Source organism: Micromonospora sp. WMMC415 (assembly GCF_009707425.1).
Taxonomy (GTDB): domain Bacteria; phylum Actinomycetota; class Actinomycetes; order Mycobacteriales; family Micromonosporaceae; genus Micromonospora.
This window is the reverse complement of record NZ_CP046104.1, coordinates 4,272,136-4,298,436: the sequence shown is the minus strand read 5'-3', so window position 1 is coordinate 4,298,436 and position 26,301 is coordinate 4,272,136. Positions and strand designations below refer to the sequence as shown.

Here is a 26,301-nt window from a genome sequence, read left to right as displayed (position 1 = left end):
GGGGAGGACTAGTGCGACTCGGGCTCAGCCTCGGATACCAGACGGCGTGGAGCACACCGGCCGACCACCTGGCCCTGGCCCAGGAGGCGGACCGGCTCGGCTACTCGGTGGTGTGGGCGGCGGAGGCCTACGGCTCCGACTCGCCGAGCATGCTCGCCTGGATGGCCGGCCAGACCCAGCGGATCGACGTGGGCAGCGCGGTGATGCAGATTCCCGCCCGGACGCCGGCGATGACCGCGATGACCGCGGCGACCATCGACGCGCTCTCCGGCGGCCGGTTCCGGCTGGGTCTGGGCGTGTCCGGGCCGCAGGTCTCCGAGGGCTGGCACGGCGTACGGTTCGGCAAGCCCCTGGCGCGGACCCGCGAGTTCGTCGACATCGTGAAGCTGGCGGTGGCCCGCAAGGAGGTCGCCTACGACGGCGAGTTCTACACCCTGCCGCTGCCCGACGGGCCGGGCAAGGCGCTGCGCCTGGGCTTCCACCCGCCCCGCGAGCACATCCCGATCTACCTGGCCGCTGTCGGTCCGAAGAACCTGGAACTCGCCGGGGAGATCGCCGACGGCTGGCTGGCCGTCTTCTACGCGCCGGAGTTCGCCGAGGAGCAGCTCGCCAGCGTGCGGGCCGGCCGGGCGAAGGTCGGCAAGGAGCTGGCCGGGTTCGACGTGGTGCCGTCGGTGCCGGTGGTGGTCGGCGACGACATCGCGTCCTGCGCCGAGCTGGTCCGCTGGTACGCGGCCCTCTACGTGGGCGGCATGGGCAGCCGGCAGCAGAACTTCTACAACCAGCTCGCCACCCGGATGGGGTACGGCGACGCCGCTCGTGAGGTGCAGGACCTGTACCTGGCGAAGCGGCAGCGCGACGCCGCCGCGGCGGTGCCGATGGAGTTCATCGACCGCACCTCGCTGCTCGGCCCGAAGGAGCGCATCGCCGACCGGTTGCGGGAGTACGCGGCGGCCGGTGTCACCACCCTGTCGGTGACGCTGTTCGCCGCCGACCGGGACAGCGGCGTGCAGACGCTGCGTACCGTCGCCGAGGCGCTGGACCTCTCGGGAGTCGGGGAGTGACCTGGGTCGAAGCCATCGTTCTGGGCATCGTCCAGGGGCTCACCGAGTTCCTGCCGGTCAGCTCCTCCGGGCACCTGCGGATCACGTCGGCGATCTTCTTCGAGCGGGACGCCGGCGCGTCGTTCACCGCGGTGACGCAGCTCGGCACCGAGGCGGCGGTGCTGATCTACTTCGCCAAGGACATCTGGCGGATCGCCCGGACGTGGGTGGTCGGCCTATGGGACCGGTCGGTGCGTTCCAGCCTCGACTACCGGATGGCCTGGTACGTGATCGTCGGCTCGATCCCGATCGGCTTGTTCGGCTTCCTGTTCAAGGATCAGATCCGCACCGCCGGCCGGAACCTGTGGCTGGTCGCCACGACGCTGATCGTGTTCGCGTTCGTGCTGGCGTTCGCCGAGTACTGGGGCCGGCAGACCCGCACCCTGGAGAACTTCCGGATGAAGGACGGCATCGTGATGGGCTTCGCCCAGGCGATGGCGCTGATCCCGGGCGTCTCCCGCTCCGGTGGCACGCTCACCGCCGGCCTGCTGCTCAACCTGACCCGGGAGACGGCGGCCCGCTACTCGTTCCTGCTGGCCATCCCCGCCGTGGTCATGTCGGGCATCTTCAGCCTCGGGGACGTCTTCGAGCCCGCGGCGCCGGGCACCTCGGTGCCGAGCGGCGCGCAGATGGTCGTGGCGACGATCATCGCGTTCGCGGTGGGGTACGCGGCCATCGCCTGGCTGCTGCGCTACGTCGCGCACCACACCCTGTACGTCTTCGTGCTGTACCGGGTCGCCCTGGGCACGCTGGTGCTCGCCCTGCTGCTGACCGGCACGATCAGCGCCACCTGAGCCGCCCGCCCAGCGGGAGGTCTTGGCGGGTTTCGGCCCCGCGAAGGGCCGTTTCCTTCCCGAGATCTCCCGCCGGGCCGCGCTCCTCACCGGACGCGGCCACACCCCCGAGCCTGGCCGGCACGATCCCGCCCACCACACCGCCTAGGGTGGTCAGCGTGGCGACCCTTCTGCTTCTGCGACACGGCCGGACGACCGCGAACGCGGACGGCGGGCTGGCCGGCCGGCAGCCGGTCGAGCTGGACGAGACCGGCCGGGCGCAGGCCACAGCCGTCGGGGAGCGGCTCAGGCCGGTGCCGCTGGCGGCGGTGGTGACCAGCCCGCTGGTCCGCTGCCGGCAGACCCTCGAGCTGGCGCTGCCGGAGGCGACGCCGGTGGTGGAGGACGGGCTGATCGAGTGCGGGTACGGCAGCTGGGAGGGGCAGCCGCTGAAGAAGCTGGCGAAGGAGCCGCTGTGGCCCGTCGTCCAGCAGCATCCCAGCGCGGCGGTCTTCCCCGGGGGTGAGGCGATGGCCGCCATGGCGGCGCGGGCGGTCGCCTCGGTACGGGCCTGGGACGCCCGGGTGACCGCCGAGCACGGCGCCGAGGCGGTGTGGCTGGCCTGCACCCACGGCGATGTGATCAAGGCGATCGTGGCCGACGCGCTCGGCGTACACCTGGATCTCTTCCAGCGCATCGTCGCGGACCCGGCGTCGGTCACGGCGATCCGTTACACGCCGTTGCGGCCGTTCCTGGTCCGGCTCAACGACACCGGCGGCGACCTGGCGGCGCTGGTCCCGCCGCCGCGGAAGCGGCGCCGGCGGACGCCGCGCGCGGCCGACTCGGACGCGGCGGTCGGCGGGGGAGCGGGAACGACCGCGCGGTGACGGCCCGCCGGGGCGGCCGCGCACCGGGGACGCGCCCGAGCCCCTCGTGTGCCGCGCTGGGCGATTCGGGTCGGTGGGGTGCGCGCTGCGTGGGCGCGCCGGATAGGGTCGAGGCATGACCCACCAGGTGCACGCCTTCGAACCGCCGGAGCGGTTCGTCGCCGGGACCGTCGGGCCGCCGGGGGATCGGACGTTCTTCCTCCAGGCGCGCGGCGGCGGCCGGCTGGTCAGCGTCGCGCTGGAGAAGGTCCAGGTCTCGCTGCTGGCCGAGAAGCTGGAGGAGCTGCTCTCCGAGGCGCAGCGCCGGTTCGGGGTGAAGGTTCCCGAGCCCAGCGCCACGCTCGGCGACAACGACCCGCTGGACACGCCGGTCGACGAGGAGTTCCGGGTCGGCACGCTGGGGCTGGCCTTCGACGTCGACACCGAGACGGTGGTGATCGAGGCGATCGCCGTCGGCGAGACCGAGGCCGAGGTCGAGCTGGGCGAGCCGGACGACGAGGAGTCCGACGACGACGAGGAGCCGGACGACGACCTGGACCGGCTCCGGGTGCGGCTGACGCCGGAGGCGACCCGGCAGTTCATCGAGCGCGCCCGGCGGGTGGTCAACGCCGGCCGTCCGCCCTGCCCGCTGTGCGGCCAGCCGCTCGACCCCGCGGGTCACCTCTGCCCGCGCCACAACGGTTACCACCGGTGACCTCGTCCGACCTGCAACCCCGCCAGGACGGCGACGCCGCGCTCCGGCTGCTCCGGGACGGCACGCTCGACCTGGAGGGCCGGCTGGTCGACGCGTCGAACACCACGCTGCGGGGCGTGCTGACCCTGGACGGGGTGACCGCCCGCTGTGTCTACAAGCCGGTCCGGGGTGAGCGCCCGCTCTGGGACTTCCCCGACGGCACCCTCGCCGGCCGGGAGGTCGCCGCGTACCTGGTGTCCCGTGCCACCGGATGGGATCTGGTGCCGCCGACGGTGCTCCGGGACGGCCCGCTGGGCCCGGGTTCCTGCCAGCTCTGGATCGACGAGCCGGCCGAGGGTGAGCCGTTGGTCGGGTTCGTGCCGGTTGACGCGCTGCCGCCCCGCTGGTTCCCGATCGCGGCGGCCCGGGACGACGACGGCACCCCGTACGCCCTCGCGCACGCCGACGACCCGCGGCTGGCCCGCCTCGCCGTGCTCGACGCGGTGATCAACAACGGCGACCGGAAGGGCGGCCACGTGCTGCTCGGCGCGGACGACCGGATCTACGGGGTGGACCACGGTGTGAGCTTCCACGTGGAGGAGAAGCTGCGGACGGTCCTGTGGGGCTGGGCGGGTCGAGAGTTGCCGCCGGACGTGGTGGAGGTGCTCGACGCGCTCGCCGGCCGGGTCGCCGGTGATCTCGGCGAGGAGTTGGGCGAGCACCTCACCCTCGGCGAGGTCGCCGAACTGGCCGCCCGGATCGAGCGGCTGCGCGCCACGGGCCGGTTCCCGCAGCCGCCGCAGGACTGGCCGGCGGTGCCCTGGCCGCCCATGTGAGCGATGTCGCCTTGATCACCGGTGGCGCGGCCCGGGGCTGCCCGTCGGCTGGTTAGGCTGGCGGTCATGGAGTCTTGGGTGGGGCATGAGGTGCCACGGCTGCCCGGCAGGGGCGGCCCGCTGTCGTTGTTCGACTCGGCGCGGCAGGGCGCGGCGCCCAGCACCCCGACCGGCACGGGCACGATGTACGTCTGCGGCATCACCCCGTACGACGCCACCCACCTCGGCCACGCCGCCACCATGATCACTTTCGACCTGGTGCAGCGGCTGTGGCGGGACGCGGGGCTCGACGTCACGTATGTGCAGAACGTCACCGACATCGACGACCCGCTGCTGGAGCGCGCCGCCCGGGACGGCGAGGACTGGAAGGTCCTCGCGATGCGGGAGACCGCCCTGTTCCGGGAGGACATGGAGGCGCTGCGGATCATCCCGCCGGCGCACTACGTCGGGGCCGTGGAGTCGATCCCGGACATCGCCGAGAAGGTTCTCGTCCTGCTCAAGGAGGGTGCCGCGTACCGGCTGGACGACGGCACCGGTGACATCTACTTCGACATCTCCGCCGCGCCCCGCTTCGGGTACGAGTCCAACCTGACCCGGGAGCAGATGCTGGAGATCTTCCCCGAGCGCGGCGGCGACCCGGACCGGGCCGGCAAGCGCGACCCGCTCGACCCGCTGCTGTGGCGCGGCGCCCGGGAGGGCGAGCCGTCCTGGCCCGGCGGTGACCTGGGCCCGGGTCGTCCCGGCTGGCACATCGAGTGCGCGGTCATCGCGCTCAACCTGCTCGGCGACCGGATCGACGTGCAGGGCGGCGGCAACGACCTGATCTTCCCGCACCACGAGTGCTCCGCCGCGCACGCCGAGCGGCTGACCGGCGAGGCGCCGTTCGCCGGCCACTACGTGCACGCCGGCATGATCGGCCTGGACGGCGAGAAGATGTCGAAGTCCCGCGGCAACCTGGTCTTCGTGTCCCGGCTGCGGGCCGACAAGGTGGATCCGATGGCGGTCCGGCTGGCCCTGATGAGCGGACACTACCGCAGCGACCGGTCGTGGACCGACGACCTGCTCGCCGTCTCGCAGGAGCGGCTGGCCCGGTGGCGGCGGGCCGCCGCCGCGCCGTCCGGGCCGTCCGGCGCGGCCCTTCTGACCGGGGTACGCGAGCGCCTCGCCGACGATCTCGACACCCCCGGTGCGCTCGCTCTGGCCGACGCCTGGGCCGATCAGGCGCTCGCCGGCACCGGCGACGACCCGGCGGCCCCGGCCCTGTTCACGCAGACGGTGGACGCCCTCCTCGGCATCCGCCTGTAGCCGTCTGCGGGCCGGCCGCCCTCGCGCCGCCCGGGCCTCAGCCGAGGACCAGGCCGGGGTCCGGGTCCGGGTCCGGGTTCGGGGCGGGGACGCGGTACTCCTCGGTCAGCGTGGTGACCGGACCGGGCCAGGTCGCCTGGGCGACCTCGATCGGTCTGTGGCGTCCGTCGTAGGCGACGTGCAGCAGGTGCAGCACCGGTGTGTCGGGGCGGATCTGGAGGATCTCCGCCTCCTCCCGGCTGGGTTGGCGGGCGCTGATCGTGTCGGTGGCGGTGACGTACCGCCGGCCGGTCGCCTCCTCGGCCTCCTGGTAGAGCGGCCGGCCGAACGCCTCGGCCCGCTCCAGCGAGGTGCCGGCGGTGTCGGCGGGCAGGAACCAGGAGGCGCCGACCTCGACCGGGGAGTCCTCGGTGCGGACCAGGTGCCGGCGGCAGAGCAGGTCGGTGCCGTCGGCGACCCCGAACGCGTCGGCGACCTCGGGCGGGGCAGGAGCCCGGCCGACGGAGAGGAGCTGCTGCCGGTACCGGGCGGCCAGGTCGGTGTGGTAGCCGCGGAAGCCGCCGTACCGGCCCCGGGAGAGGCGGTTGAGGCGGCGCCGGGTGCCGCGGACGTACGTACCCGAGCCGGGTTTGGTGATCAGGATGCCCTCGACGCGCAGCTGGTCGACGGCGCGCTGCACGGTCTGCTTCGCGACGCCGAACATCTCGGCGATGGCCGGGATGGACGGCAGCCGTTCGCCCGGCCCCCAGTCGCCGCGGCGCACCTGGGCCTTGAGCTGCGCGGCGATCTGCCGGTGCGGGAACTCGGCCGCGCCGGGGTTGATCTGCATACCCGCCTCCTCGATCACAGCTAGGTTCCTAGGATGCCCTACGCGGTGTGAGCCGCGCCACCCGTGACACACGCTGTGCGGCCCGCCCGCCCCGACCAGGGGGAGCAGCGCGCAGACGAACCGGTGGCAGGGAACGAAACGGGCCCCGGAACGGATCCGGGGCCCGGTCAGCGGACGAGCGTCACCAGGAGCCGGCGGTGGGGCCGGCGGAACCGCCACGGCGGCGCAGGTACTTCTCGAACTCCTGGGCGATCTCGTCCCCGGTCAGCGGGGTGATGCCGGCGTCGCCGACCCGTTCCTCCAGCTCGCGGACGTACTCGCCGAGCTCGGCGTCCTGCTCGGCCGCGCTGCGCACCCGCTGCTCCCACTCGGCGGCCTCCTCCGCGAGGTCGGCCATCGGGACCGGCAGGTCGAGCACCTCCTCGACGCGGTGCAGCAGGGCGAGGGTGGCCTTCGGGCAGGGCGGGTTGTTGGCGTAGTGCGGCACGTGCACCCAGAACGACACCGCGTCCACCTCGGCGCGGGTGCACGCGTCGTGCAGCACCCCGACGATGCCGGTCGGGCCGTCGTAACGGGTGGGCGTGAGCTGGTAGCGCTGGGCGGCGTCCTTGTCGGAGGCGCTCCCGCTGATCGGCAGCGGCCGGGTGTACGGCACGTCGGCCAGCAGCGCGCCGAGCAGGACCACCCGCTCGACCTCTAGGCTGTGGCAGATCTCCAGCACCTGCTCGCAGAAGGTGCGCCAGCGCATGCTGGGCTCGATGCCCCGGATCAGCACCACGTCCCGTTCCGTGCCGGCCGGGCTGGCGACCATGAAGCGGGTGGTCGGCCACTCCACCCGGCGGGTCTCCCCGTCCGACATGGTGATGGTGGGACGGCTGACCTGGAAGTCGTAGAAGTCCTCCGGGTCCAGCTCGGTGACCGGCCGGGCCTGCCACACCTGCTCCAGGTGCTCCACGGCCGCGGTCGACGCGTCGGCGGCGTCGTTCCAGCCCTCGAAGGCGGCGATGGCCACGGGGGACCGCAGCACCGGCAGTCCGTCGAACTCGGTCATGCCGTCACCTCGCCCTGCTCGTCGGGGACGGCGCCGGAGTGGTTTCCGGCCGGCCGCCCGCCGTGCACGGTGGTGTCGCTGTAGTCCCTCACGTCCGTCAGCCTACGTGCCGGGACCGGACCCGGCCCGTCGGCCGCGCCGGTCGTGCCCGCCGCCGGCCGGCCATACCGTAACGAACCGGTCCGGGGTGATCCCGGTGACAGTATGTGGGACCGGCGAGCCGGGTTCGACCACGCCGCGACCGGTCGCACTAACCTGAACCTGTGCGGATCTCTTTCCTCGACGCCCTGGCGGACCGGATCCTGATCGCCGACGGGGCGATGGGGACGATGCTGCACGCGGCGGACCTGACCCTCGACGACTTCGACGGCCTTGAGGGCTGCAACGAGATCCTCAACGTGACCAGGCCGGACGTCGTCCGCGGGGTGCACGAGGCGTACCTGGCCGCGGGCGCGGACTGCGTGGAGACCAACACCTTCGGCGCGAACCTGCCGAACCTCGCCGAGTACGGCATCGAGGGGCGCATCCGCGAGCTGTCCGAGGCGGGCGCCCGGCTGGCCCGCGCGGCCGCCGACGGGTACGCCACGCCGGAGCAGCCCCGTTTCGTCCTCGGCTCGATCGGCCCCGGCACGAAGCTGCCCACCCTCGGGCACGCCGCGTACGCGTCGCTGCGGGACGCGTACCAGGAGAACGCCGCCGGTCTGATCGCCGGGGGCTCGGACGCGCTGATCGTCGAGACCTGCCAGGACCTGCTCCAGGTCAAGGCGGCGGTGGTGGGCTCGAAGCGGGCGATGGTCGAGTTGGGCCGGCAGGTGCCGATCATCTGCCACGTCGCCGTGGAGACGACCGGCACGATGCTGCTGGGCAGCGAGATCGGCGCGGCGCTGACCGCGATCGAGCCGCTCGGTGTGGACCTGATCGGCCTGAACTGCTCGACCGGCCCGGCGGAAATGGGCGAGCACCTGCGCTACCTGTCGCAGCACGCGCGGGTCCCGCTGTCGGTGATGCCGAACGCCGGCCTGCCGGTGCTGACCTCCGAGGGCGCGTACTTCCCGCTGACCCCGGTCGAGATGGCCGACGCCCTGGAGCGCTTCGTCGCCGACTACGGCGTCTCGCTGGTCGGTGGCTGCTGCGGCAGCACCCCGGAGCACATCCGGGTCCTCGTGGAGCGGCTGCGTGGCCGTACGCCGGTGGCCCGGGAGCCGCGGCCGGAGCCGGGCGTCTCGTCGATCTACCACCACGTGCCGTTCGCGCAGGACGCCAGCGTGCTGATGGTGGGGGAGCGGACCAACGCCAACGGCTCCAAGGCGTTCCGGGAAGCGATGATCGCCGGTGACTGGCAGGCGTGCGTGGAGATCGCCCGCGGCCAGGCCCGGGACGGCTCCCACCTGCTGGACCTCTGCGTCGACTACGTGGGTCGCGACGGCACGCGGGACATGCGGGAGCTGGCCGGCCGGTTCGCGACCGCCTCCACCCTGCCGATCATGCTCGACTCCACCGAGCCGGGGGTGGTCGAGGCCGGGTTGGAGATGCTCGGCGGCCGGTGCGTGGTCAACTCGGTGAACTTCGAGGACGGCGACGGCCCCGACTCCCGCTACGCGCGGGTGATGCCGGTCGTCAAGGAGCACGGGGCCGCCGTGGTCGCGCTGCTCATCGACGAGGAGGGCCAGGCCCGCACCCGGGAGTGGAAGGTCCGGGTCGCCTCGCGGCTGATCGAGGACCTGACCGGCCGCTGGGGGATGTCGCGGTCGGACATCCTCATCGACGCGCTGACCTTCCCGATCGCCACCGGTCAGGAGGAGACCCGCCGCGACGGCATCGAGACGATCGAGGCCATCCGGGAGATCGCCGCCCGGTACCCGGGGGTGAACTTCACGCTGGGCATCTCCAACGTCTCGTTCGGTCTCAACCCGGCGGCGCGGCAGGTGCTCAACTCGGTGTTCCTGCACGAGTGCGTGCAGGCCGGGCTCACCTCGGCGATCGTGCACGCCAGCAAGATCCTGCCGATGTCGAAGATCCCCGAGCAGCAGCGGGAGGTCGCGCTCGACCTGGTCTACGACCGGCGCCGCGAGGGGTACGACCCGGTGCAGCGCTTCATCGAGCTGTTCGAGGGCGTCGACGCCGCGTCGGCGCGCGCCAGTCGGGCGGAGGAGCTCGCGGCCCTGCCGCTGGACGAGCGGCTCAAGCGGCGGATCATCGACGGGGAGCGCACCGGCCTGGAGGCCGACCTGGACACGGCCATGGCCGAGGGCCGGTCGCCGCTGTCCATCATCAACGACATCCTGCTGGACGGGATGAAGGTCGTCGGTGAGCTGTTCGGCTCCGGCCAGATGCAGTTGCCGTTCGTGCTCCAGTCCGCCGAGGTGATGAAGACCGCGGTGGCCTACCTGGAACCGCACATGGAGAAGGCCGACGACGGCGGCAAGGGCCGCATCGTGCTCGCCACGGTGAAGGGCGACGTGCACGACATCGGCAAGAACCTGGTGGACATCATCCTGTCCAACAACGGCTACGAGGTGGTGAACATCGGCATCAAGCAGCCGATCAACGCCATCCTCGACGCCGCCGAGCAGCACCGCGCCGACGCGATCGGCATGTCCGGGCTGCTGGTCAAGAGCACGGTCATCATGAAGGAGAACCTGGTCGAGATGGCTTCGCGCGGGGTCGCGGAGCGGTGGCCGGTCCTGCTCGGCGGGGCGGCGCTGACCCGGGCGTACGTGGAGGACGACCTGCGGTCGATGTTCCCCGGGCAGGTGCACTACGCGCGGGACGCGTTCGAGGGGCTGTCCCTGATGGACCGGGTGATGGCGGCGAAGCGTGGTGGCGCGCCCGTGGTCGACGCGGAGCGGGAGGCCGCTCTCGCCGCCCGCCGGGCCCGCCGGGAGCGGCAGCGGGCCGTCGTCACCGAGTCGCTGCCCGAGCTGCACGACTCGTCGGTCCGCTCCGACGTGGCGGTCGACGTGGAGGTGCCCACCCCGCCGTTCCTCGGTACGCGGGTGGTCAAGGGCGTTCCGCTGGCCGACTACGCGGCGCTGCTCGACGAGCGGGCCACGTTCCTCGGTCAGTGGGGGCTGCGCGGCGCGCGGGGCGGGCAGGGGCCGTCCTACGAGGAGCTGGTGGAGACCGAGGGCCGGCCGCGGCTGCGCTACTGGCTGGACCGGCTGATCGCCGACCAGGTCCTCGAAGCGGCCGTCGTGTACGGCTACTTCCCGGCGTACTCCGAGGGCAACGACCTGGTGGTGCTGGACGAGAACGGCCACTCCGAGCGGGCCCGCTTCTCGTTCCCCCGGCAGCGGCAGGAGCGGCGGCTCTGCCTCGCGGACTTCTTCCGCCCGCGGGGCGACGAGTTGGACGTGGTGGCGTTGCAGCTGGTCACCGTCGGCCAGCCGATCAGCGAATACACGGCGAAGCTGTTCGCCCGCAACGAGTACCGCGACTACCTGGAGGTGCACGGCCTGTCCGTGCAGCTCACCGAGGCCCTCGCCGAGTACTGGCACCGGCGGGTCCGCGCCGAGCTGACCCTGCCCGGCGGGCGTACGGTGGCCGACGACGACCCGGCGGACCTGGCCGGGTTGCTGCGTACCGACTACCGCGGCTGCCGGTACGCGTTCGGCTACCCGGCCTGCCCCGACCTGGAGGACCGCGCCAAGATCGTGGACCTGCTGGGGGCGGAGCGGATCGGTGTGCAGCTGTCCGAGGAGTTCCAGCTCGTCCCGGAGCAGGCCACCGACGCGATCGTGGTCCACCACCCGGAGGCGAGCTACTTCAACGCCAAGTGACGCCGTCACCCTTCCTGGACTGCGTCAACACCTCCGGCTAGCTCGTACGAGCGGCAGTTGCGCCCAAGGCCTTTCCTCGGTCACGTTGCTCCGCCAGGCTTGCGCCGGGCGGGGGCTGATCGACGGACCGCCAGCCGTCAGTCACACTGAGGGGCGCGTGCGGAGGCCGCTAGGCGATGGTTGGGCGATCGAGATGTCCGGTGCGTGGACGCGGGAGCGCACCGAAGACGGTGTCGCGACGTGGCGGGCGCCCGGCCGCACGATGCGGGTCTCGCCCGGAGCTCCGTGGCGGTGCGCCGACGGTGCCGACATCATCGCTTCGCTCGATGCCGAACTTGCCGCCGAACCCTCGATAACTCGATCCAGCGCAGGTTGCGACCGTACGATGCGTCGGTGATCCAGCAGACGAAGCGTCACCGCCGCGCCCGGTGTTGGCGGCGCTGACGGTCCTGGTCGCGGGCTACCCCACGGCCGTAGCTTGTGGACGGTGGACCGACGCCGCTGGCGTCACCGCCAGCCTGATCGCCGCAGCCATTGCCGCCGGGTTGACATGAATAGGACCGTCGGGGATATTCCTAGCGGCATGCCGGCGTACGGGGCGGAGAAGGCGAAGCCTTGGAAATCCACCCGGACACCGGCCTCCGCGTCGTAGGTACGGACGAGGTTTGGACACATGATCAGTCGCACCGTCGATTTCGCCAAACACCACACTCCCAATTCGATGCGTATCGTGGCGCGACGGGCGCAGCTCGAAGCACGCAACGCCAAAGTGCGGCTCACCGTCCCAGTGGACACCCGATGCGAGTATGACAACGTTTATCACTGCACGGTGCGCAAGACGGGCAGCCAGTGGATAAAGGCCCTCTTCAGCGATCCCACGGTGTATCGCTACTCCGGCTTGTTGCCCTACGATCCGCGCTTCTACAAGCGCCGATCCCTGCCTGTCGTCCCGCCTGGACGCGCGGCCCTGGCCCTCTTCCACTCCTACCCACGCTTCCAGGACATTGCGAAGCCCGGTACCTACCGCGCGTTCTTCGTGATCCGGGACCCGCGCGACATCGTCGTTTCCAGCTATTTCTCCCTTCGGAACTCCCACGCGCCGATGGGCGACATACCGCAGGCGCGGAAGATTCTGCAGGAGAAGCCGATGAAGGAAGGGCTGCTGTTCGTCATCAGTCGCCTCTCCGAGAGATACCTCTTCAAGCAGCTCCGGTCGTGGGCGGTTGCTCCGAGTTCCGAGACCTTCCGCCTGTTCCGGTATGAAGACCTGACCGGCGAGCGTCAGCTCGACGAGGTGGATCAGCTGATGCGGCACTGCGGGATCGCCCTGCCACCATCCGAACTGGAGGCCCTCGTCTCCCGCTACAGCTTCTCGAAGATGCGGAAGGACCGGCAGAGTCCGGGGCGGATCTCCCACTACCGGAAGGGTAAGGCCGGCGATTGGCGAAATCACTTCGATGACGAGATCCATGAGGCCTTCACCGCGGCGACGGGCGATCTCGTGGAGGTTCTTGGCTACCCTGCGCGTGACCGCTCTTCGTGAGCCGGCGCCGATGTGCGCGAGACGCCCTACAAGCGAGGGTCGCTACCAGCGGTCGCCCTTCTTCGGCCAGGTGGCCAACGCCGCCAGGACGGCACATGGAAACAGGCAGCCCAGCAGACAGCACAGCGGCATGGCGACCATCCAGAACAAGCCCTCCACGAGCTGGATGCTAGCGCTCGCTCAAGGAGCTGCGGCGCCTACCCGCATGGGTGGTATCGCCGGTGCGGGCGGCGGAACCGTGACGCCCCGGCGCGGATCGTGCGCTTCGCACGCCGGCGTCGGGGCTCGTACGGCTGCGCTACACCGGGCGTCAATCGGACGTGACGTCGACGTGCTTGACGTCCGCCATGTAGCGCGCGGCGGCCGCGGCGGCCTCGTCCGGCGTGCTGCCCTCTTCGCGGGCGTGCATGTACGCGGCGTACCAGTCCCACCAGTCGTGCGGTGGCGCGGCCACCTCGAACGAGCCGTGACGATCGGCTGCCTCGTGCAGCAGCGTCGCGAGCGAGTCGATGTCCATGGTCAACCGTCCTGTTCCCGACCCGGTGGCCGGGTCGTGATCTCCTGGAGCAGCCAGCGTCGGGCGGGGGGCGTACTTCGCTCGGCCGGAGGATGGACGGTTCGTGGAGCTCAGCTCCCACCCTGACCTGGCAGCCATCCTGGCGCAGCTCGGCCTGATGCCCTGACGCCGGTACGGAAGCGGCGCCGCGGGCGCTGACGCCGGCCTCATCCGACGAGGACGAGCGCGTCGCCCTTCCGGCCCTCGACGCCCTCCGCCGTCCGCCTCGGCGCCCGGTTGGCGAAGTGGTCCGTCAGGGCCGAGCGGACCTGCGAGAGTACCGGGAGGTACGGCTCGTGGCCCGGGTCGGCCCGGTCGACGTCGACCGGGTCGAAGCCGGCCCAGCTGACGAAGGCGGTGAAGCTGACGTCGGGCACGGGAATCCGGGCCGGATGGGCCGCCAGCGGGATGCCCTCCCCGTCGCAGAGCACCAGCTCGGTGCCGAAGCCCGCGCTCCACTCGACAATCTCGAGCGTCGGGTCTCCGGCGGGGTGCGGGCGGTCCAGCGGGATCTCGCGGGTATGCCTGTCCGCCTCGAAGGTCATGGAACGCCTGCCTCGGTTGCTGTCTGGTTTGTCCGGTTTATCAAGCCTCCGTCATCACCCGGTCCAACTCGCCGAGAAGTCCCCGCGTCACTCGTTCGGGGGACGCCCCGGGGACGCGGTGCGGCGGCCGGATGGTGGCCGGCAGGACCTCGGCGACGGGGAGTCAGCTCCCAGCGGCGGCCGGGAATTCACGCCCCCGACCAGTGGGCACATGATCAAATTTGCTGGCAGTGTTGACGGCATGACCGCGCTGCGATCCCGCCTGACCGACTGGACCGTCGCCGTACCGTTGCTCGCGGTCCTGGTGCTCACCCTGACCTGGAACCGCAAGCTCGCGGGCCCGCTCGTCCTGGTGGTCGCGGTGCTGCTGGCCGGCGCGGTGCTCGCGGCCGTCCACCACGCCGAGGTGGTCGCCCACAAGGTGGGGGAGCCGTACGGGTCGCTGGTCCTCGCGGTGGCGGTGACCGTGATCGAGGTCGCCCTGATCGTCACGTTGATGATCAGCGGCGGGGAGCAGGCCCAGTCCCTCGCCCGGGACACCGTCTTCGCCGCCGTCATGATCACCTGCAACGGGATCCTCGGCCTGTCACTGCTGCTCGGCGCGCTGCGCCGACGGGTGGCGGTGTTCAACTCCGAGGGCACCGGCGGGGCCCTGGCGACGGTGGCGACGCTGGCGGTGCTCAGTCTCGTCGTGCCGAACTTCACCACCAGCCGGCCCGGCCCGCAGTTCAGCCCCGCCCAGCTCGCCTTCGCCGCCGTGGCGTCCCTGGCGCTCTACGGGCTGTTCGTGATGGTGCAGACCGGCCGGCACCGCGACTACTTCCTGCCGGTCACCGCCGACCGGCGACCGGTCGACGCCGACGGGCACGCCGAGCCGCCCTCCACCCGCACCGCCCTGCTCAGCCTCGGCCTGCTGCTCGTCGCCCTGGTCGCCGTCGTCGGCGACGCCAAGACCGTCTCGCCGACCATCGAGGCCGTCGTCGCCCGGGTGAACCTGCCGCAGTCCTTCGTCGGTGTGGTCATCGCGCTCCTAGTGCTGCTCCCCGAGACGCTCGCCGCGACCCGCGCCGCCCGGCGCGACCGCGTGCAGATCAGCCTCAACCTGGCGCTGGGCTCGGCGATGGCGAGCATCGGCCTGACCATCCCGGCGATCGCGCTCGCGTCGATCTGGCTGGAGGGGCCGCTGCTGCTCGGCCTCGGCGGCACCCAGATGACCCTGCTCGCCCTCACCGTCGTGACCGGGGTGTTGACGGTCGTGCCCGGCCGCGCCACCGTGCTCCAGGGCGGCGTGCACCTGGTGCTGCTCGCCGCGTTCGTCTTCCTCGCCGCCAGCCCCTGATCCGGGCGCCGGGCCGGGGCGCGGCGCTGTCAGGGCGTGCGGCGGTCGGCGCGGGCGTGCAGGTAGCGCTGCTGCGCCAGGTTCGTCGACCGTTCCGCCGCCGACAGGTACGCCGCCCGGGCGGCGTCGCGGTCGCCGAGCATCTCCAGCAGGTGTGCGCGGACGGCCGGCAGCCTCGGGTCGTCGCCCAGCCGTCCCTGCGCGGCCAGCGCCTCCACCCGCGACAGCCCCTCCCGAGGGCCGCGGCTCATTGCCACCGCCACCGCGTGGTTCAGCGCCACCACCGGGCTGTCCGACATCCCCGTCAGCACCTCGTACAGGGCCGTGATCTGCGCCCAGTCGGTGTCGGCCGCGCTCGGCGCCTCGTCGTGCAGGGCGGCGATCGCGGCCTGCACCTGGTACGGCCCGACCGGCCCGCGGGGAAGCGCGGCACTGACCAGGGCGACCCCCTCGGCGATCTGGTCGGCCCTCCACCGGCTACGGTCCTGCTCCGCCATCGGCACCAGCTCGCCGGCCGGCCCGACCCGCGCGGGCGCCCGCGCGTCGGTCAGCAGCATCAGCGCCAGCAACCCCGCCGCCTCCGGGTCGTCGGGCAGCAGCCGGTGCAGCAGGCGGGCCAGGCGGATCGCCTCGGCGCAGAGGTCGGTGCGCAGCAGAGCCGGCCCGGTCGTGGCCGCGTACCCCTCGTTGAAGATCAGGTAGAGCACGTGGCGGACGGCCGCGAGCCGGGCGTCCCGCTCGGGCCCGGCGGGCATCCGGAACGGCACGCCGCTGTCGCGGATGCTCTGCTTCCCACGGCTGATCCGCCGGGTCATCGTGGCCTCCGGCACCAGAAACGCACGGGCCACCTCGGCGGTGGTCAACCCACCCACCGCCCGCAGCGTCAGCGCGATCTGCGATGCCGGCGACAACGCGGGATGGCAGCAGAGCAGGAGCAACACCAGCGTGTCGTCGCCGCCGGCGGCATCCGTGTCCGCGGGCGGTGCCAGCCGGTCGGCGGGCAGCACCCACCGCGCCACCGCGTCCTCGCGGCGCCGGCGCGCCTGCTCGCGGCGGAGCAGGTCGGTCAGCCGCCGCGCGGCCACCGTGACCAGCCAGGCCTTCGGATCATCGGGTACGCCGTCGCGCGGCCACCGCTCCGCGGCCGCGATCAGCGCCTCCTGGGTGGCGTCCTCGGCGGTGTCGAAATGACCGAACCGGCGGACCAGCGCGCCGAGGACCTGCGGCGCCAGGCTGCGCAGCAGGTCCTCGGCGGGCTCGCCGGTCACCGCGCCCACCTCAACCGTCGAGATCCTCGATGCCCTCGGCGACCGGGCGGACGTCCACGTACTCGCCGGGGGCGTCCGGGTTCACGAACTGGGCGGCGATCTCGATCGCCCGGTCGAGGCTCGCGCAGTCGACCACGGTGAAACCGGCAAGCACCTCCTGCGTCTCCGGGTACGGACCGTCGGTCACCACCGGCACACCGCCGTCGAGCTGGACGCGGCGGGCGTGCGCGGGCGCGACCAGGCCCTGCGCGTCGACCAGCTCACCGGACGCGACCAGCTTCTCGTGGACCGCCCCCATGTGGGCGTGCATCGCGGCGACCTGCTCGGCCGACATCGGCGGCCTGCCACCCGGCCGGCCGGCCATCGCGTCGTAGTCCTGCTGCGAGCCGTACAGCAGAATCATGTACTTCATGGTGTCTCTCCTCGCCCGACGCCGGTCGGCGCCGCTCACCAGAGACGTCGAAGCCGCCGCCGCCGACCGGACATCGGAGACGGTGGTCGCCGAGGGTACGGCACCGCGGCCGCGACCGGTGCCGTCCGGCGCGGGTCGCTGAACCGTCCGGGCGCCCCCGGCGTAGATACCTGCGATCGGCATGACGCGCGTACCGCCGGGGTACAGCACGCCGCATCGCCGACGCCGGGGAGGGCGCAGTGACGACGCGGACGGGACGACGGCGCGGACCCTCGCTGGTGGGCCTGACGGTGGCCCTGGTGGCGTCGGCCGGCTGCGTGGTGGGCGGAGCCTCCGAACCCGGGGGAGCGCCGCCGCCCGAACGGCCCGCATCATCGGGTACGCCCGGCGCGCAGTCCACCCGCGCCGACGGTACGACCAGTGTCGAGGAGTTCCAGCAGGACGTCGCCGACGCACGGAGCATCGCCGAACGGTACTGGTCGGCGCAGTTCCGCGCCTCGGGGCAGGCATTCCAACCGATCCGCCGCGTCCTCCCGTACCGCCGCAGCGGCGAAGTGAGCTGCGGTGGGCAGGAGATCCCCCGCAACAACGCGGTCTACTGCTCGGCCAGCGACTACATCGCGTACGACGTCAACTGGTCCTTCGGCGCGTTCCGCCAGATCGGCGACGCGTTCGTGTTCTACCTGCTCGGCCACGAGTACGCCCACGGCATCCAGACCCGCCTCGGCATCCGCTACAACTTCACCATCCAGCAGGAACTGCAGGCCGACTGCATGGCCGGCGCGTTCCTCGGCGACTCCGTACGGTCGGGGACGCTGCGCCTCGACGACGGCGACCTGGAGGAGTTCCGGGAAGGGCTGCTCGCCGTCGGCGACGACCCGAACCAGCCCTGGTTCGCCGAGGATTCCCACGGCACCGCCGAGCAGCGCACCGACGCGTTCTTCCGCGGCTACGAGAAGTCCCTGGACGCCTGCGACCTGACGTAGCGGCGGCACGGTGGTGACGCCGGGGTGCCGGCCAGCGGCGTAGGTCACTGCAGGCGTGGACCGTCGGCGCCGGCCGGGCGAGGGCTGCAAGGATCAGCGGGTACGCCGACCTGTGAGGAGTCCCCACTGAGCAGCCACCACCCCGCCGCCGTGCTCTTCGACATGGACGGGACGCTGGTCGACAGCGAGAAGCTGTGGGACGTCGCGCTGCGGGAGCTGGCGGCCGAGTACGGCGGGGTCCTGTCCGCGCCGGCCCGCCTGGCGATGGTCGGCACCAGCATGGCCGCGTCGATGAGGATTCTCCACGACGACCTGGGCCAGCCGGAGCGCGACCCGGAGGCGAGCGCCGCGTGGATCAACGCCCGGATCCTGGAGTTGTTCCGCACCGGGCTGCGCTGGCGGCCGGGCGCGCTGGCCCTGCTGGGCGCCGTCCGTACGGCGGGCATCCCCACCGCCCTGGTCACCTCGAGCGGCCGGGCGCTCGTCGAGGTCGCGCTCGACACCCTCGGGCGGGACAGCTTCGACGCCGTGGTGTGCGGTGACGAGGTGGACGCCGCGAAGCCGCACCCGGAGCCCTACCTGACGGCGGCCCGGCTGCTGGACGTGCCGATCGAACGATGTGTGGCGATCGAGGACTCCCCGACCGGCGTCGCCAGTGCCCTCGCCGCCGGCGCGGCGGTGCTCGCGGTGCCGGCGGAGGCGCCGCTGGAGCCGCGCGACGGCGTACACCAGCTGGAGAGCCTGACGGCCGCGGACCTGGAACTGCTCGCGGCGCTGCTCGGCGAACCGCCGGCCTGACGCGGCCCGCGCCCCGTCCACCGGACCGTGCAGCGGGAAGGGCCCCTGCTCCACCAGACAGGCGGAGCGGGGGCCCTTCCTCGGTGCCTCAGTCGTGGGCGATGGCGCCCAGGACGTCGATGCGGGCGGCGCGGATGGCCGGCAGGACGGCGGCGACCACCCCGACGACGGCACCGAGGCCGAGCATCACGCCCATGTCGCCCCACGGCAGCACGAGGTCGGTGATGCCCTCGTCCCGCAGCGCCTCCACCACGGCGGCGCCCAGGCCGGTGCCGACGGCGATGCCGAGCAACGCCCCGAACACCGAGATCACCACCGCCTCCACGGTGATCATCCGCATGGTCTGGGCCCGGCGCAGGCCGATCGCCCGCAGCAGGCCCAGCTCGCGGGTGCGCTCCAGCACCGACAGCGCGAGCGTGTTGACGATGCCCAGCACCGCGATCACGATGGCCAGCGCCAGCAGGATCTGGATCATCCTGAGCAGCCCGTCGAGCTGACCGGTCTGCTGCTCGATGAACGCGTCCCGGTCGGCCACCGACACCTCCGGGCTGTCCGCCAGCAGCGTCTCCACCTGCGGGAGCACATCGGCGCTCGCGGTGCCGGGGGAGAGCTGGATGAAGCCCATGATCGGCTGCGGGACGGTGAAGTCCCGCGTCGCCTCGACCGGCAGCGTCACCGGGTCGAGGAACTCGGCGCTCTGGTAGATGCCGCTGACCGTGTACGTCCGCGGTTCGCCCCGGGCCAGTTGGACCGGCACGGTGGACCCGACCGTGAGGTTGCGGGACTTCGCGACGTCCGAGCTGACCAGCATCTGGTCCGGCCCGAGCCGGCTGATGTCGCCGGCGGTGGCCTTGGCCTCGAAGATCGGGCCCAGCGCCGCCACGTCGCTGCTCGCGCCCACCCAGGTGCGCTCGTCGCCGACCTGGGCCATGTCGCCGTACGTGCCGTCGACGAGCGTCACCCCGGGGATCGCCTTGATCTTCTCCAGGACGGCGGGGTCGAAGCTCGGCGGCCGGGGGCCGCTCTGCGCCCCGGCGATCACCAACTCGGCGTTGATCGTGTCCTGGGCCAGCTTGCCGATGCTGCCCTTCGCCGAGTCGAGGATCACCGTGACCCCGGTGACCAGGGCGATGCCGACCATCAGCGCGGCGGCCGTGATCGCGGTGCGGCGCGGGTTGCGCCCGGAGTTCAGCCGGCCCAGCTTGCCCGGCACCGACCAGGAGAACAGCGCGCCGAGCAGGCTCACCACCGGCCGGCTGATCAGCGGCGTCAGCAGCGCCACCCCGATGAAGGCGAACAGCACACCGCCGAGGATGGTGGCGAGGGTGTTGTCGCCGGCGTGCCCACCCAGACCGACGAACAGCAGGGTGGCACCGATCGCGGTGACGGCCGAGCCGGCCACGGTGACCTTGGTGAGCGGCCGGTCCGGTGTCGCCACGTCCTGCATCGCGGCGATCGGCGGGATCCGCGACGCCCGCAGGGCCGGCAGCAGCGCCGCCACCACGGTGATGACCAGACCGACCCCGAACGCGCCGATCACGGCGGCGGCCGGTACGCCGATCCCGGCGAGGGTGAGCCCACCGGCGAGGTTGCCGAACAGGTACGCCAGCAGCGCGCCGATGCCGATGCCGGCGCCCAGGCCGAGCACCGAGGCGATCAGGCCGACCGCCACCGCCTCCAGGACCACCGAACCGATGATCTGCCGGCGACCGGCGCCGATGGCCCGCATCAACGCCAGCTCGCGGGTGCGCTGCGCCACGATGATCGAGAAAGTGTTGAGGATCAGGAACGTGCCGACCAGCAGCGCCACCGCGGCGAAGCCGAGCAGGATCCGGTTGAAGAAGGACAGGCCCTCCTTCAGCCCCGCGGACGCGTCGGCGGACAGCTGCTCACCGGTCTTCACCTCGTAGCCGGCGCCGAGGGCGGTCGCGACGTCGTCGCGCAGCTTCTCGGCCGACACGCCGTCGGCGGCGGTGACCGTGATGTTGGTGAACACGTCCGGCGCGCCGAGCATCAGCCGCTGCGACACCGGCGTCGTGAACATGACCTCGTTGACGCCGCCGATGGAGTCGCGGCCCCCGCTGTAGCCGAAGACGCCGACCAGGGTGAACTCCTGCTTCGGCTGAAGGGTCAGCACGCCGACCCGGTCGCCGACGGACACCCGGGCCGCCTTGGCCAGGGCGGCGTTGACGACGATCTCGTTATCCGCGCGCGGCTCCCGGCCTTCGCGAAGCTGCACCAGGTCGCTCTCGCCGACCCAGTTCTCACCGAGCTGAGGCGGCCCGAACGAGGCGACGACCTTGCCGTTGCTGCCGATCAGCCGCGCGCCGTCGGCGGCCACGATCCCGGTGGCCTCGTCCACGCCGGGCACCGCCCGGACCCGCTCCACCGCCGAGGCCGGCACCGGCGCCGCCACCTGCTCGCCCTCGAACTCGCTCAGCTCCACCTTCGGCTTCGCGGCGACGTTGACGTCCACCCCCTCGTACGCGTCGGCGAAGACCGCGTCGAAGGACCGGCCGAGGGTGTCGGTGAGCACGAACGCGCCCGAGACGAACATGACGCCGAGCACCACCGCCAACCCGGACAGGATCAGCCGGAGCTTGCGCGCCAGCAGGCTCTTGAGGGTTGCCCGGAACATCAGTTGCCCACCTCGGCCGGGGTGTCCAGCTTCTTCATCGTGTCCAGCACCGTCTCCGCGGTGGGCTCGACCAGCTCGGACACGATCTGCCCGTCGGCGAGGAAGACCACCCGGTCGGCGTACGCGGCGGCCGTCGGGTCGTGGGTGACCATGACGATGGTCTGCCCGTACTCGCGTACCGAGCGGCGCAGGAAGCCCAGCACCTCCGCGCCGGCCCGGGAGTCGAGGTTGCCGGTCGGCTCGTCGGCGAAGATCACGTCGGGCCGGGCGACCAGCGCCCGCGCGCACGCCACCCGCTGCTGCTGCCCGCCGGACAGCTGCGCCGGCCGGTGCCCCAGCCGGTCCCGCAGGCCCACCGTGTCGATCACGGTGTCGTACCAGGCCGGGTCCGGCTTGCGGCCGGCGATCGACAGCGGCAGCAGGATGTTCTCCTTGGCGGTCAGCGTCGGCAGCAGGTTGAACTGCTGGAAGATGAACCCGACCTTGTCGCGGCGCAGCTTCGTCAGCCCCGCGTCGCCGAGCCCGGTGACCGTGGTGTCGCCGATCGACACCGTGCCCCGGGTCACCGAGTCCAGCCCCGCCAGGCAGTGCATCAGCGTCGACTTGCCGGAGCCGGACGGGCCCATGATCGCGGTGAACCGGCCCCGCTCGAACTCGCAGCTGACCCCGCGCAGCGCGATCACCTGCGCCTCGCCGCTGCCGTACACCTTCCACACGTCGCTCGCGCGGGCCGCGGCCTGCGCCTGACGGCCTACCGTCGCGGTCACGTCATCTTCCTCTCGTCGTCCGAAACGCACCGCCCCCGCTGGTCCGGCGCGTAACCAATCTTCGGCGCTCTCCGCCGCGGGTCCGTCCGACTCCGGGTGGAGCCGTGGCGGATTTCGGGCTGCGGGTGCCCCCGACCGCCACTCAGGGTTGCCCCTGATCCGGTGACCGGTCGAGCCGATTTCCCGGCGGTCGAGACCGATCCTGAACAGTGACGTCGCGTGAGGGTCAACCCCGCCGCGCCGTCGTTGGTCACGGTAGGTGGCGACCGCAACGTCGCCGTCCCGCCGGTGGACCCTCACCGGTACGCCGGTCACCCGCCCCGGGCGGACCGCCCGCTACGCGCGGGGACGAACCAGACCCGACTCGTACGCGAGCACCACCGCCTGCACCCGGTCCCGCAGACCGAGCTTGGTCAGCACGTGACCGACGTGCGTCTTGACGGTGGTCTCGCTGACCGACAGCGCCCGGGCGATCTCCGCGTTCGACAGGCCGCGGGCGACCTGCACCAGCACCTCGCGCTCCCGGTCGGTCAACGTGTCGAGCACCCGCGGCGGGGCCGCCGCCGGGTCGGGCAGCAGACCGGCGAACCGGTCCAACAGCCGGCCGAGGATCCGCGGGGCGACCACCGCGTCCCCGGCGGCGACCGCCCGGATCGCCGACACCAGGTCCGCCGCCGGCACATCCTTGGCCAGGAAGCCGCGCGCCCCCGCGCGCAGCGCGCCCACCACGTACTCGTCGAGGTCGAACGTGGTGAGGACCAGCACCCGCACCGGCAGCCGGGACTCGACGATGGCGCGGGTCGCGGACACCCCGTCCAGCCGCGGCATCCGCACGTCCATCAGCACCACGTCGGGCAGCAGCCGGCGGGACAGCTCCACCGCCTCCACGCCGTCGCCGGCCTCGGCGACGACGTCGAAGTCCTCCTCGGCGCCGAGCACCATCCGGAAACCGGTGCGCAGCAGCGGCTGGTCGTCGGCGATCAGGATGCGCACCGGCCGCCGTACCGCGGCCTGCCGCCCCGGGTCGGTGCCGGCGGCGCCGGAGGCCGTCACTCGTCCGCACCCGGCGGCGCCGGACGGGACCGGGCGTCGCGCAGCGGGTCGGCGGCGGCCGGGGCGGCCGGGAACGGCGGCGGCGTGCCCCCGAAGCTGGGGCACAGCGCCTGGTGGTTGCACCAGTCGCACAGCCGGCTCGGTCGAGGGCGGAAGTCCTGCGCGGCGGTGGCCGCCTCGATCGCCCGCCACAGCGCCACCACCGTGCGCTCGAAGCGCACCAACTCGTCGGCGTCCGGCGCGTAGTCGCAGACCTCGCCGTCGCGCAGGTAGAGCAGGCGCAGCACCCGCGGCACCACCCCGCGGGTGCGCCACAGCACCAGGGCGTAGAACTTCAACTGGAACAGCGCCCGCGCCTCGAACGCCTCCCGCGGCGCGCCACCGGTCTTGTAGTCGACCACCCGCAGCGCGCCGTCCGGCGCCACGTCGAGGCGGTCCAGGTAGCCCCGGATGAGCAGTTCCTCGTCGACGACCGCGGAGATCAGACTCTCCCGCTCGGCCGGCTCCAGCCGGCGCGGATCCTCCACCGCGAAGTAACCCTCCAGCAGCGCCGCCGCCGACCGGAGGAACCCCGACCGGGCGGCCTCGTCGCCGTCGGCGAACAGACCGGCCAGCTCCGGCTGCTCGGTGACCAGCCGCTCCCACTGCGGGGCCACGAGGTCGCCGGCGGCGGCCGGGGTGCGCCCGGCCGCCGGCAGGTCGAACAGCCGCTCCAGCACCGCGTGGACCAGCGTGCCCCGCGCCTGCTCCACGCTGGGCCGCTCGGGCAGCCGGTCGATGCTGCGGAACCGGTAGAGCAGCGGGCAGGTCTTGAAATCCGCCGCGCGCGACGGGGACAGCGACGCCCGCACCGTGGCCGGCACCTCCGCCGGGAGCGGGGGCTGCTGCGTCGTCACCGGATCCGCCGTCATGTCCGGAAAGGGTAGGGCACCGGTCCGACACCGCCGCCGTCGCCGCTCCGGCACATGATCCGCGCCGCGTAGCATCGGGCCGGTGGAGCAGAAGACGCGACCGTCCCGCCGGCCGGACGGGCGCCTCGGGCTGACCGTCGGCCGGGTGTTCGGGGTGCCGCTGCACCTCAGCGCGTCGATGGTGCTGCTCGCGCTGGTCGTCACCGTGCTGTACGCGGAGTTCGCCCGCGACCAGCTGCAGCTGTCGCAGGCCGGCGGCTACCTCATCGGCCTCGGTTTCGTCGTCTCCCTGCTCGGCTCGGTGCTGCTGCACGAGCTCGGCCACGCCCTCACCGCCCGGCGGTACGGCATCGGCGTACGCGGAATCACCCTGGAACTGCTCGGCGGCTACACCGAGATGGACCGCGACGCCCCGTCGCCCCGGGTCGACCTGCTGGTGTCCCTGGCGGGGCCGGCCGTCTCCGCCGTGCTCGGCGCGGCCGCCGTCGCCGCCACCCTGGCCCTGCCCGACGGCACCCTGGTCAACCAGCTCGCCTTCCAGCTCGCGGTCAGCAACGTCATCGTCGCGGTGTTCAACATCCTGCCGGGGCTGCCGCTCGACGGCGGCCGGGCGCTGCGGGCCGCCGTCTGGGCGGTCACCCGGGACCGGCACCGGGGCACCGAGGTGGCCGGCTGGGTGGGGCGCGCCGTCGCCGTCGGCACCGCCGCGCTGGTCGCCCTGCTCACCCTCACCCGCCAGCTGGCGCCGCTCGCCCTGCCGTTGATGCTGCTGGTCGCGTTCACCCTGTGGCGGGGCGCCGGGCAGTCCATCCGGGTGGCCCGGGTCAGCCGGCGGTTCCCGCTCATCGACCTGTCCCGGCTGGCCCGGCCCGTCGTCACCGTCCCCACCGGCACGCCCCTCGCCGAGGCGCAGCGCCGCCGCGACGGCACCGACCCGGGCGCCGCGCTGCTCGTCACCGACTCCGCCGGCCGCCCGCTCGCCCTGGTCGACCCGGCCACCGCGGCGGCCGTACCGACGGAACGCCGTCCCTGGGTGGCGGTCGACACGGTGTCCCGCTCGCTGGCCGGCCTGCCGGCCATGCCGGTCGGCCTCGACGGGCACCAGGTGATGGAGACCGTCCAGCACCACCCGGGCGCACAGTACGTGGTGACCTCAGGCGAAGATGTCGTCGGCATCCTGCACATCGTGGATCTGGCTCAGCTGCTCGAACCTCACCGGAAGATGAACACGTGACCGCAACTCCCTCCGCCGTACCCGCCGACCAGCACACCCCGACGCCGCCCCCGGTCCACCGCGGGCCGTTCCGGCCCGGCGACCGGGTGCAGCTGACCGACCCGAAGGGGCGGATGCACACGGTCACGCTGGAACCGGGCAAGGAGTTCCACACCCACCGCGGCATCCTCAAGCACGACGCCCTGATCGGCCAGCCGGACGGCAGCGTCGTCACCACCGCCGGCGGCGGCACCGCCTTCCTCGCCCTGCGGCCGCTGCTCGCCGACTACGTGCTGTCCATGCCCCGCGGCGCCCAGGTCATCTACCCGAAGGACTCCGCACAGATCGTCGCCATGGGCGACATCTTCCCCGGCGCCAAGGTGCTGGAGGCGGGCGCCGGTTCCGGCGCGCTCAGCTGCTCCCTGCTGCGCGCCGTCGGGCCCACCGGCGAACTGCACTCGTGGGAGCTGCGCGACGACTTCGCCCAGATCGCCCGGCGCAACGTCGAGGCCTTCTTCAACGGCCCGCACCCGGCCTGGCGGCTGCACGTCGGCGACGTCGCGACCAACCCGGAGACCGGCTTCGACCGGATCATCCTCGACATGCTGACCCCCTGGGAGACCCTCGACATGGTCGAGCGGGCCCTGCTGCCCGGCGGCGTGTTCATCGGGTACGTCGCCACCACCCCGCAGCTGTCCGAGCTGGTGGAGGCGCTGCGCGAGCGCGGCGGCTGGACCGAGCCGCGGGCGTGGGAGTCCCTGGTGCGGGACTGGCACGCCGAGGGCCTGGCGGTCCGCCCCGACCACCGCATGATCGCCCACACCGCGTTCCTGGTGTCCGCGCGTAAGCTCGCCCCCGGGGTCACCGCCCCGCCGCGCCGCCGCAAGCCCAGCAAGGGCACCGAGGCGTACGTCCAGCGCCGCACGGCACTGCGCGAGGCGGAGGCCGCCCGGGCCGCGGCCGCCGCCCAGGCCGCCGGAGCGGAGCCCCGCCAGGCGGAGACGGAGCAGCCGTGACGGCGGCGGCGGGCGGCTGG

At 72.8% G+C, this 26,301-nt stretch carries 23 protein-coding genes; 13 read left to right on the top strand and 10 right to left on the bottom strand.

The genetic code is table 11. The features are described 5' to 3' along the window. The first annotated feature begins 11 nt into the window (after positions 1-11). The 6 genes from GKC29_RS20200 (at position 12) to mshC (ending at position 5,577) form a co-directional block, all read left to right on the top strand. Positions 12-1,064, top strand: coding sequence for an LLM class F420-dependent oxidoreductase (locus GKC29_RS20200; RefSeq protein ID WP_155332306.1), 1,053 nt, complete (start codon positions 12-14; stop codon positions 1,062-1,064). Beyond that, positions 1,061-1,897: an undecaprenyl-diphosphate phosphatase gene (locus GKC29_RS20195; RefSeq protein ID WP_155332305.1), complete on the top strand. Its 837-nt coding sequence runs from the start codon at positions 1,061-1,063 to the stop codon at positions 1,895-1,897. The genes GKC29_RS20200 and GKC29_RS20195 overlap by 4 nt, the downstream gene beginning before the upstream one ends. 149 nt (positions 1,898-2,046) lie before the next feature. Next, positions 2,047-2,763 (top strand): MSMEG_4193 family putative phosphomutase, encoded by a 717-nt coding sequence (locus GKC29_RS20190; RefSeq protein WP_155332304.1) that lies wholly within the window; start codon positions 2,047-2,049, stop codon positions 2,761-2,763. A gap of 115 nt (positions 2,764-2,878) precedes the next feature. Then, on the top strand, positions 2,879-3,457 hold the full coding sequence (locus GKC29_RS20185) for a DUF3090 domain-containing protein (RefSeq protein WP_155332303.1): 579 nt from the start codon (positions 2,879-2,881) through the stop codon (positions 3,455-3,457). Continuing rightward, positions 3,454-4,272 carry an SCO1664 family protein gene (locus tag GKC29_RS20180; protein WP_155332302.1) on the top strand — a complete coding sequence of 273 codons (819 nt, stop codon included), beginning with the start codon at positions 3,454-3,456 and terminating at the stop codon, positions 4,270-4,272. The genes GKC29_RS20185 and GKC29_RS20180 overlap by 4 nt, the downstream gene beginning before the upstream one ends. A 66-nt stretch (positions 4,273-4,338) precedes the next feature. After that, positions 4,339-5,577 carry a cysteine--1-D-myo-inosityl 2-amino-2-deoxy-alpha-D-glucopyranoside ligase gene (mshC, locus tag GKC29_RS20175; RefSeq protein WP_155332301.1) on the top strand — a complete coding sequence of 413 codons (1,239 nt, stop codon included), beginning with the start codon at positions 4,339-4,341 and terminating at the stop codon, positions 5,575-5,577. 37 nt (positions 5,578-5,614) lie between these two features. Here the strand turns inward: mshC and GKC29_RS20170 are convergent, their stop codons facing one another. Together GKC29_RS20170 and GKC29_RS20165 are read right to left on the bottom strand one after the other, a co-directional pair. After that, on the bottom strand, positions 5,615-6,406 hold the full coding sequence (locus tag GKC29_RS20170) for a GntR family transcriptional regulator (protein ID WP_155332300.1): 792 nt from the start codon (positions 6,404-6,406) through the stop codon (positions 5,615-5,617). Positions 6,407-6,587: 181 nt separating this feature from the next. Continuing rightward, positions 6,588-7,457 (bottom strand): PAC2 family protein, encoded by an 870-nt coding sequence (locus GKC29_RS20165; protein WP_155332299.1) that lies wholly within the window; start codon positions 7,455-7,457, stop codon positions 6,588-6,590. 263 nt (positions 7,458-7,720) lie between these two features. Here GKC29_RS20165 and metH point away from each other — a divergent pair, with 263 nt between their 5' ends. Continuing rightward, the gene (gene metH, locus GKC29_RS20160) at positions 7,721-11,236 is read left to right on the top strand and encodes a methionine synthase (RefSeq protein WP_155332298.1); all 3,516 of its coding nucleotides are present in this window, start codon (positions 7,721-7,723) and stop codon (positions 11,234-11,236) included. Positions 11,237-11,909: 673 nt separating this feature from the next. Next, positions 11,910-12,779 carry a sulfotransferase domain-containing protein gene (locus GKC29_RS20155; RefSeq protein ID WP_155332297.1) on the top strand — a complete coding sequence of 290 codons (870 nt, stop codon included), beginning with the start codon at positions 11,910-11,912 and terminating at the stop codon, positions 12,777-12,779. Between the two features lie 310 nt (positions 12,780-13,089). Here GKC29_RS20155 and GKC29_RS20150 read toward each other — a convergent pair whose 3' ends face one another. Beyond that, positions 13,090-13,296, bottom strand: a complete 207-nt coding sequence (locus tag GKC29_RS20150; protein ID WP_155332296.1) for a bleomycin resistance protein — start codon at positions 13,294-13,296, stop codon at positions 13,090-13,092. Positions 13,297-13,502: 206 nt separating this feature from the next. Then, positions 13,503-13,880 carry a hypothetical protein gene (locus GKC29_RS20145; protein WP_155332295.1) on the bottom strand — a complete coding sequence of 126 codons (378 nt, stop codon included), beginning with the start codon at positions 13,878-13,880 and terminating at the stop codon, positions 13,503-13,505. A gap of 241 nt (positions 13,881-14,121) precedes the next feature. On the opposite strand from GKC29_RS20145, the gene GKC29_RS20140 reads away from it, so the two are divergent. Further along, positions 14,122-15,219, top strand: coding sequence for a calcium:proton antiporter (locus GKC29_RS20140; protein ID WP_155332294.1), 1,098 nt, complete (start codon positions 14,122-14,124; stop codon positions 15,217-15,219). A gap of 29 nt (positions 15,220-15,248) precedes the next feature. Here GKC29_RS20140 and GKC29_RS20135 read toward each other — a convergent pair whose 3' ends face one another. Then, positions 15,249-16,487: an RNA polymerase sigma factor gene (locus GKC29_RS20135; protein WP_155332293.1), complete on the bottom strand. Its 1,239-nt coding sequence runs from the start codon at positions 16,485-16,487 to the stop codon at positions 15,249-15,251. A gap of 10 nt (positions 16,488-16,497) precedes the next feature. Next, a complete protein-coding gene (locus GKC29_RS20130; protein ID WP_155332292.1) occupies positions 16,498-16,899 on the bottom strand; it encodes a YciI family protein in 402 nt (133 codons plus the stop codon). Positions 16,900-17,138: 239 nt separating this feature from the next. On the opposite strand from GKC29_RS20130, the gene GKC29_RS20125 reads away from it, so the two are divergent. Together GKC29_RS20125 and GKC29_RS20120 are read left to right on the top strand one after the other, a co-directional pair. Beyond that, positions 17,139-17,885 carry a neutral zinc metallopeptidase gene (locus GKC29_RS20125; protein WP_155332291.1) on the top strand — a complete coding sequence of 249 codons (747 nt, stop codon included), beginning with the start codon at positions 17,139-17,141 and terminating at the stop codon, positions 17,883-17,885. A 150-nt stretch (positions 17,886-18,035) separates the two neighbouring features. After that, entirely contained in the window at positions 18,036-18,683 is a 648-nt protein-coding gene (locus tag GKC29_RS20120; protein WP_155332290.1) for an HAD family phosphatase, read from the top strand. 88 nt (positions 18,684-18,771) lie between these two features. On the opposite strand, the gene GKC29_RS20115 is transcribed toward GKC29_RS20120, so the two are convergent. The 4 genes from GKC29_RS20115 to GKC29_RS20100 all read right to left on the bottom strand — a co-directional run bounded on the left by GKC29_RS20115 (position 18,772) and on the right by GKC29_RS20100 (position 24,052). Next, positions 18,772-21,321 (bottom strand): ABC transporter permease, encoded by a 2,550-nt coding sequence (locus GKC29_RS20115; protein ID WP_155332289.1) that lies wholly within the window; start codon positions 21,319-21,321, stop codon positions 18,772-18,774. Then, on the bottom strand, positions 21,321-22,088 hold the full coding sequence (locus tag GKC29_RS20110) for an ABC transporter ATP-binding protein (protein WP_155332288.1): 768 nt from the start codon (positions 22,086-22,088) through the stop codon (positions 21,321-21,323). The genes GKC29_RS20115 and GKC29_RS20110 overlap by 1 nt, the downstream gene beginning before the upstream one ends. A gap of 336 nt (positions 22,089-22,424) precedes the next feature. Then, positions 22,425-23,141 carry a response regulator transcription factor gene (locus tag GKC29_RS20105; RefSeq protein WP_155332287.1) on the bottom strand — a complete coding sequence of 239 codons (717 nt, stop codon included), beginning with the start codon at positions 23,139-23,141 and terminating at the stop codon, positions 22,425-22,427. Continuing rightward, the gene (locus GKC29_RS20100) at positions 23,138-24,052 is read right to left on the bottom strand and encodes a PD-(D/E)XK nuclease family protein (protein ID WP_155332286.1); all 915 of its coding nucleotides are present in this window, start codon (positions 24,050-24,052) and stop codon (positions 23,138-23,140) included. Before GKC29_RS20100 ends, GKC29_RS20105 begins: the two co-directional genes overlap by 4 nt. Positions 24,053-24,230: 178 nt before the next feature. Between GKC29_RS20100 and GKC29_RS20095 the strand changes: the two genes are divergently transcribed. Continuing rightward, positions 24,231-25,286: a M50 family metallopeptidase gene (locus GKC29_RS20095; protein WP_155334258.1), complete on the top strand. Its 1,056-nt coding sequence runs from the start codon at positions 24,231-24,233 to the stop codon at positions 25,284-25,286. Further along, positions 25,283-26,281, top strand: a complete 999-nt coding sequence (locus tag GKC29_RS20090) for a tRNA (adenine-N1)-methyltransferase (RefSeq protein WP_155332285.1) — start codon at positions 25,283-25,285, stop codon at positions 26,279-26,281. Before GKC29_RS20095 ends, GKC29_RS20090 begins: the two co-directional genes overlap by 4 nt. Positions 26,282-26,301: the final 20 nt, after the last annotated feature.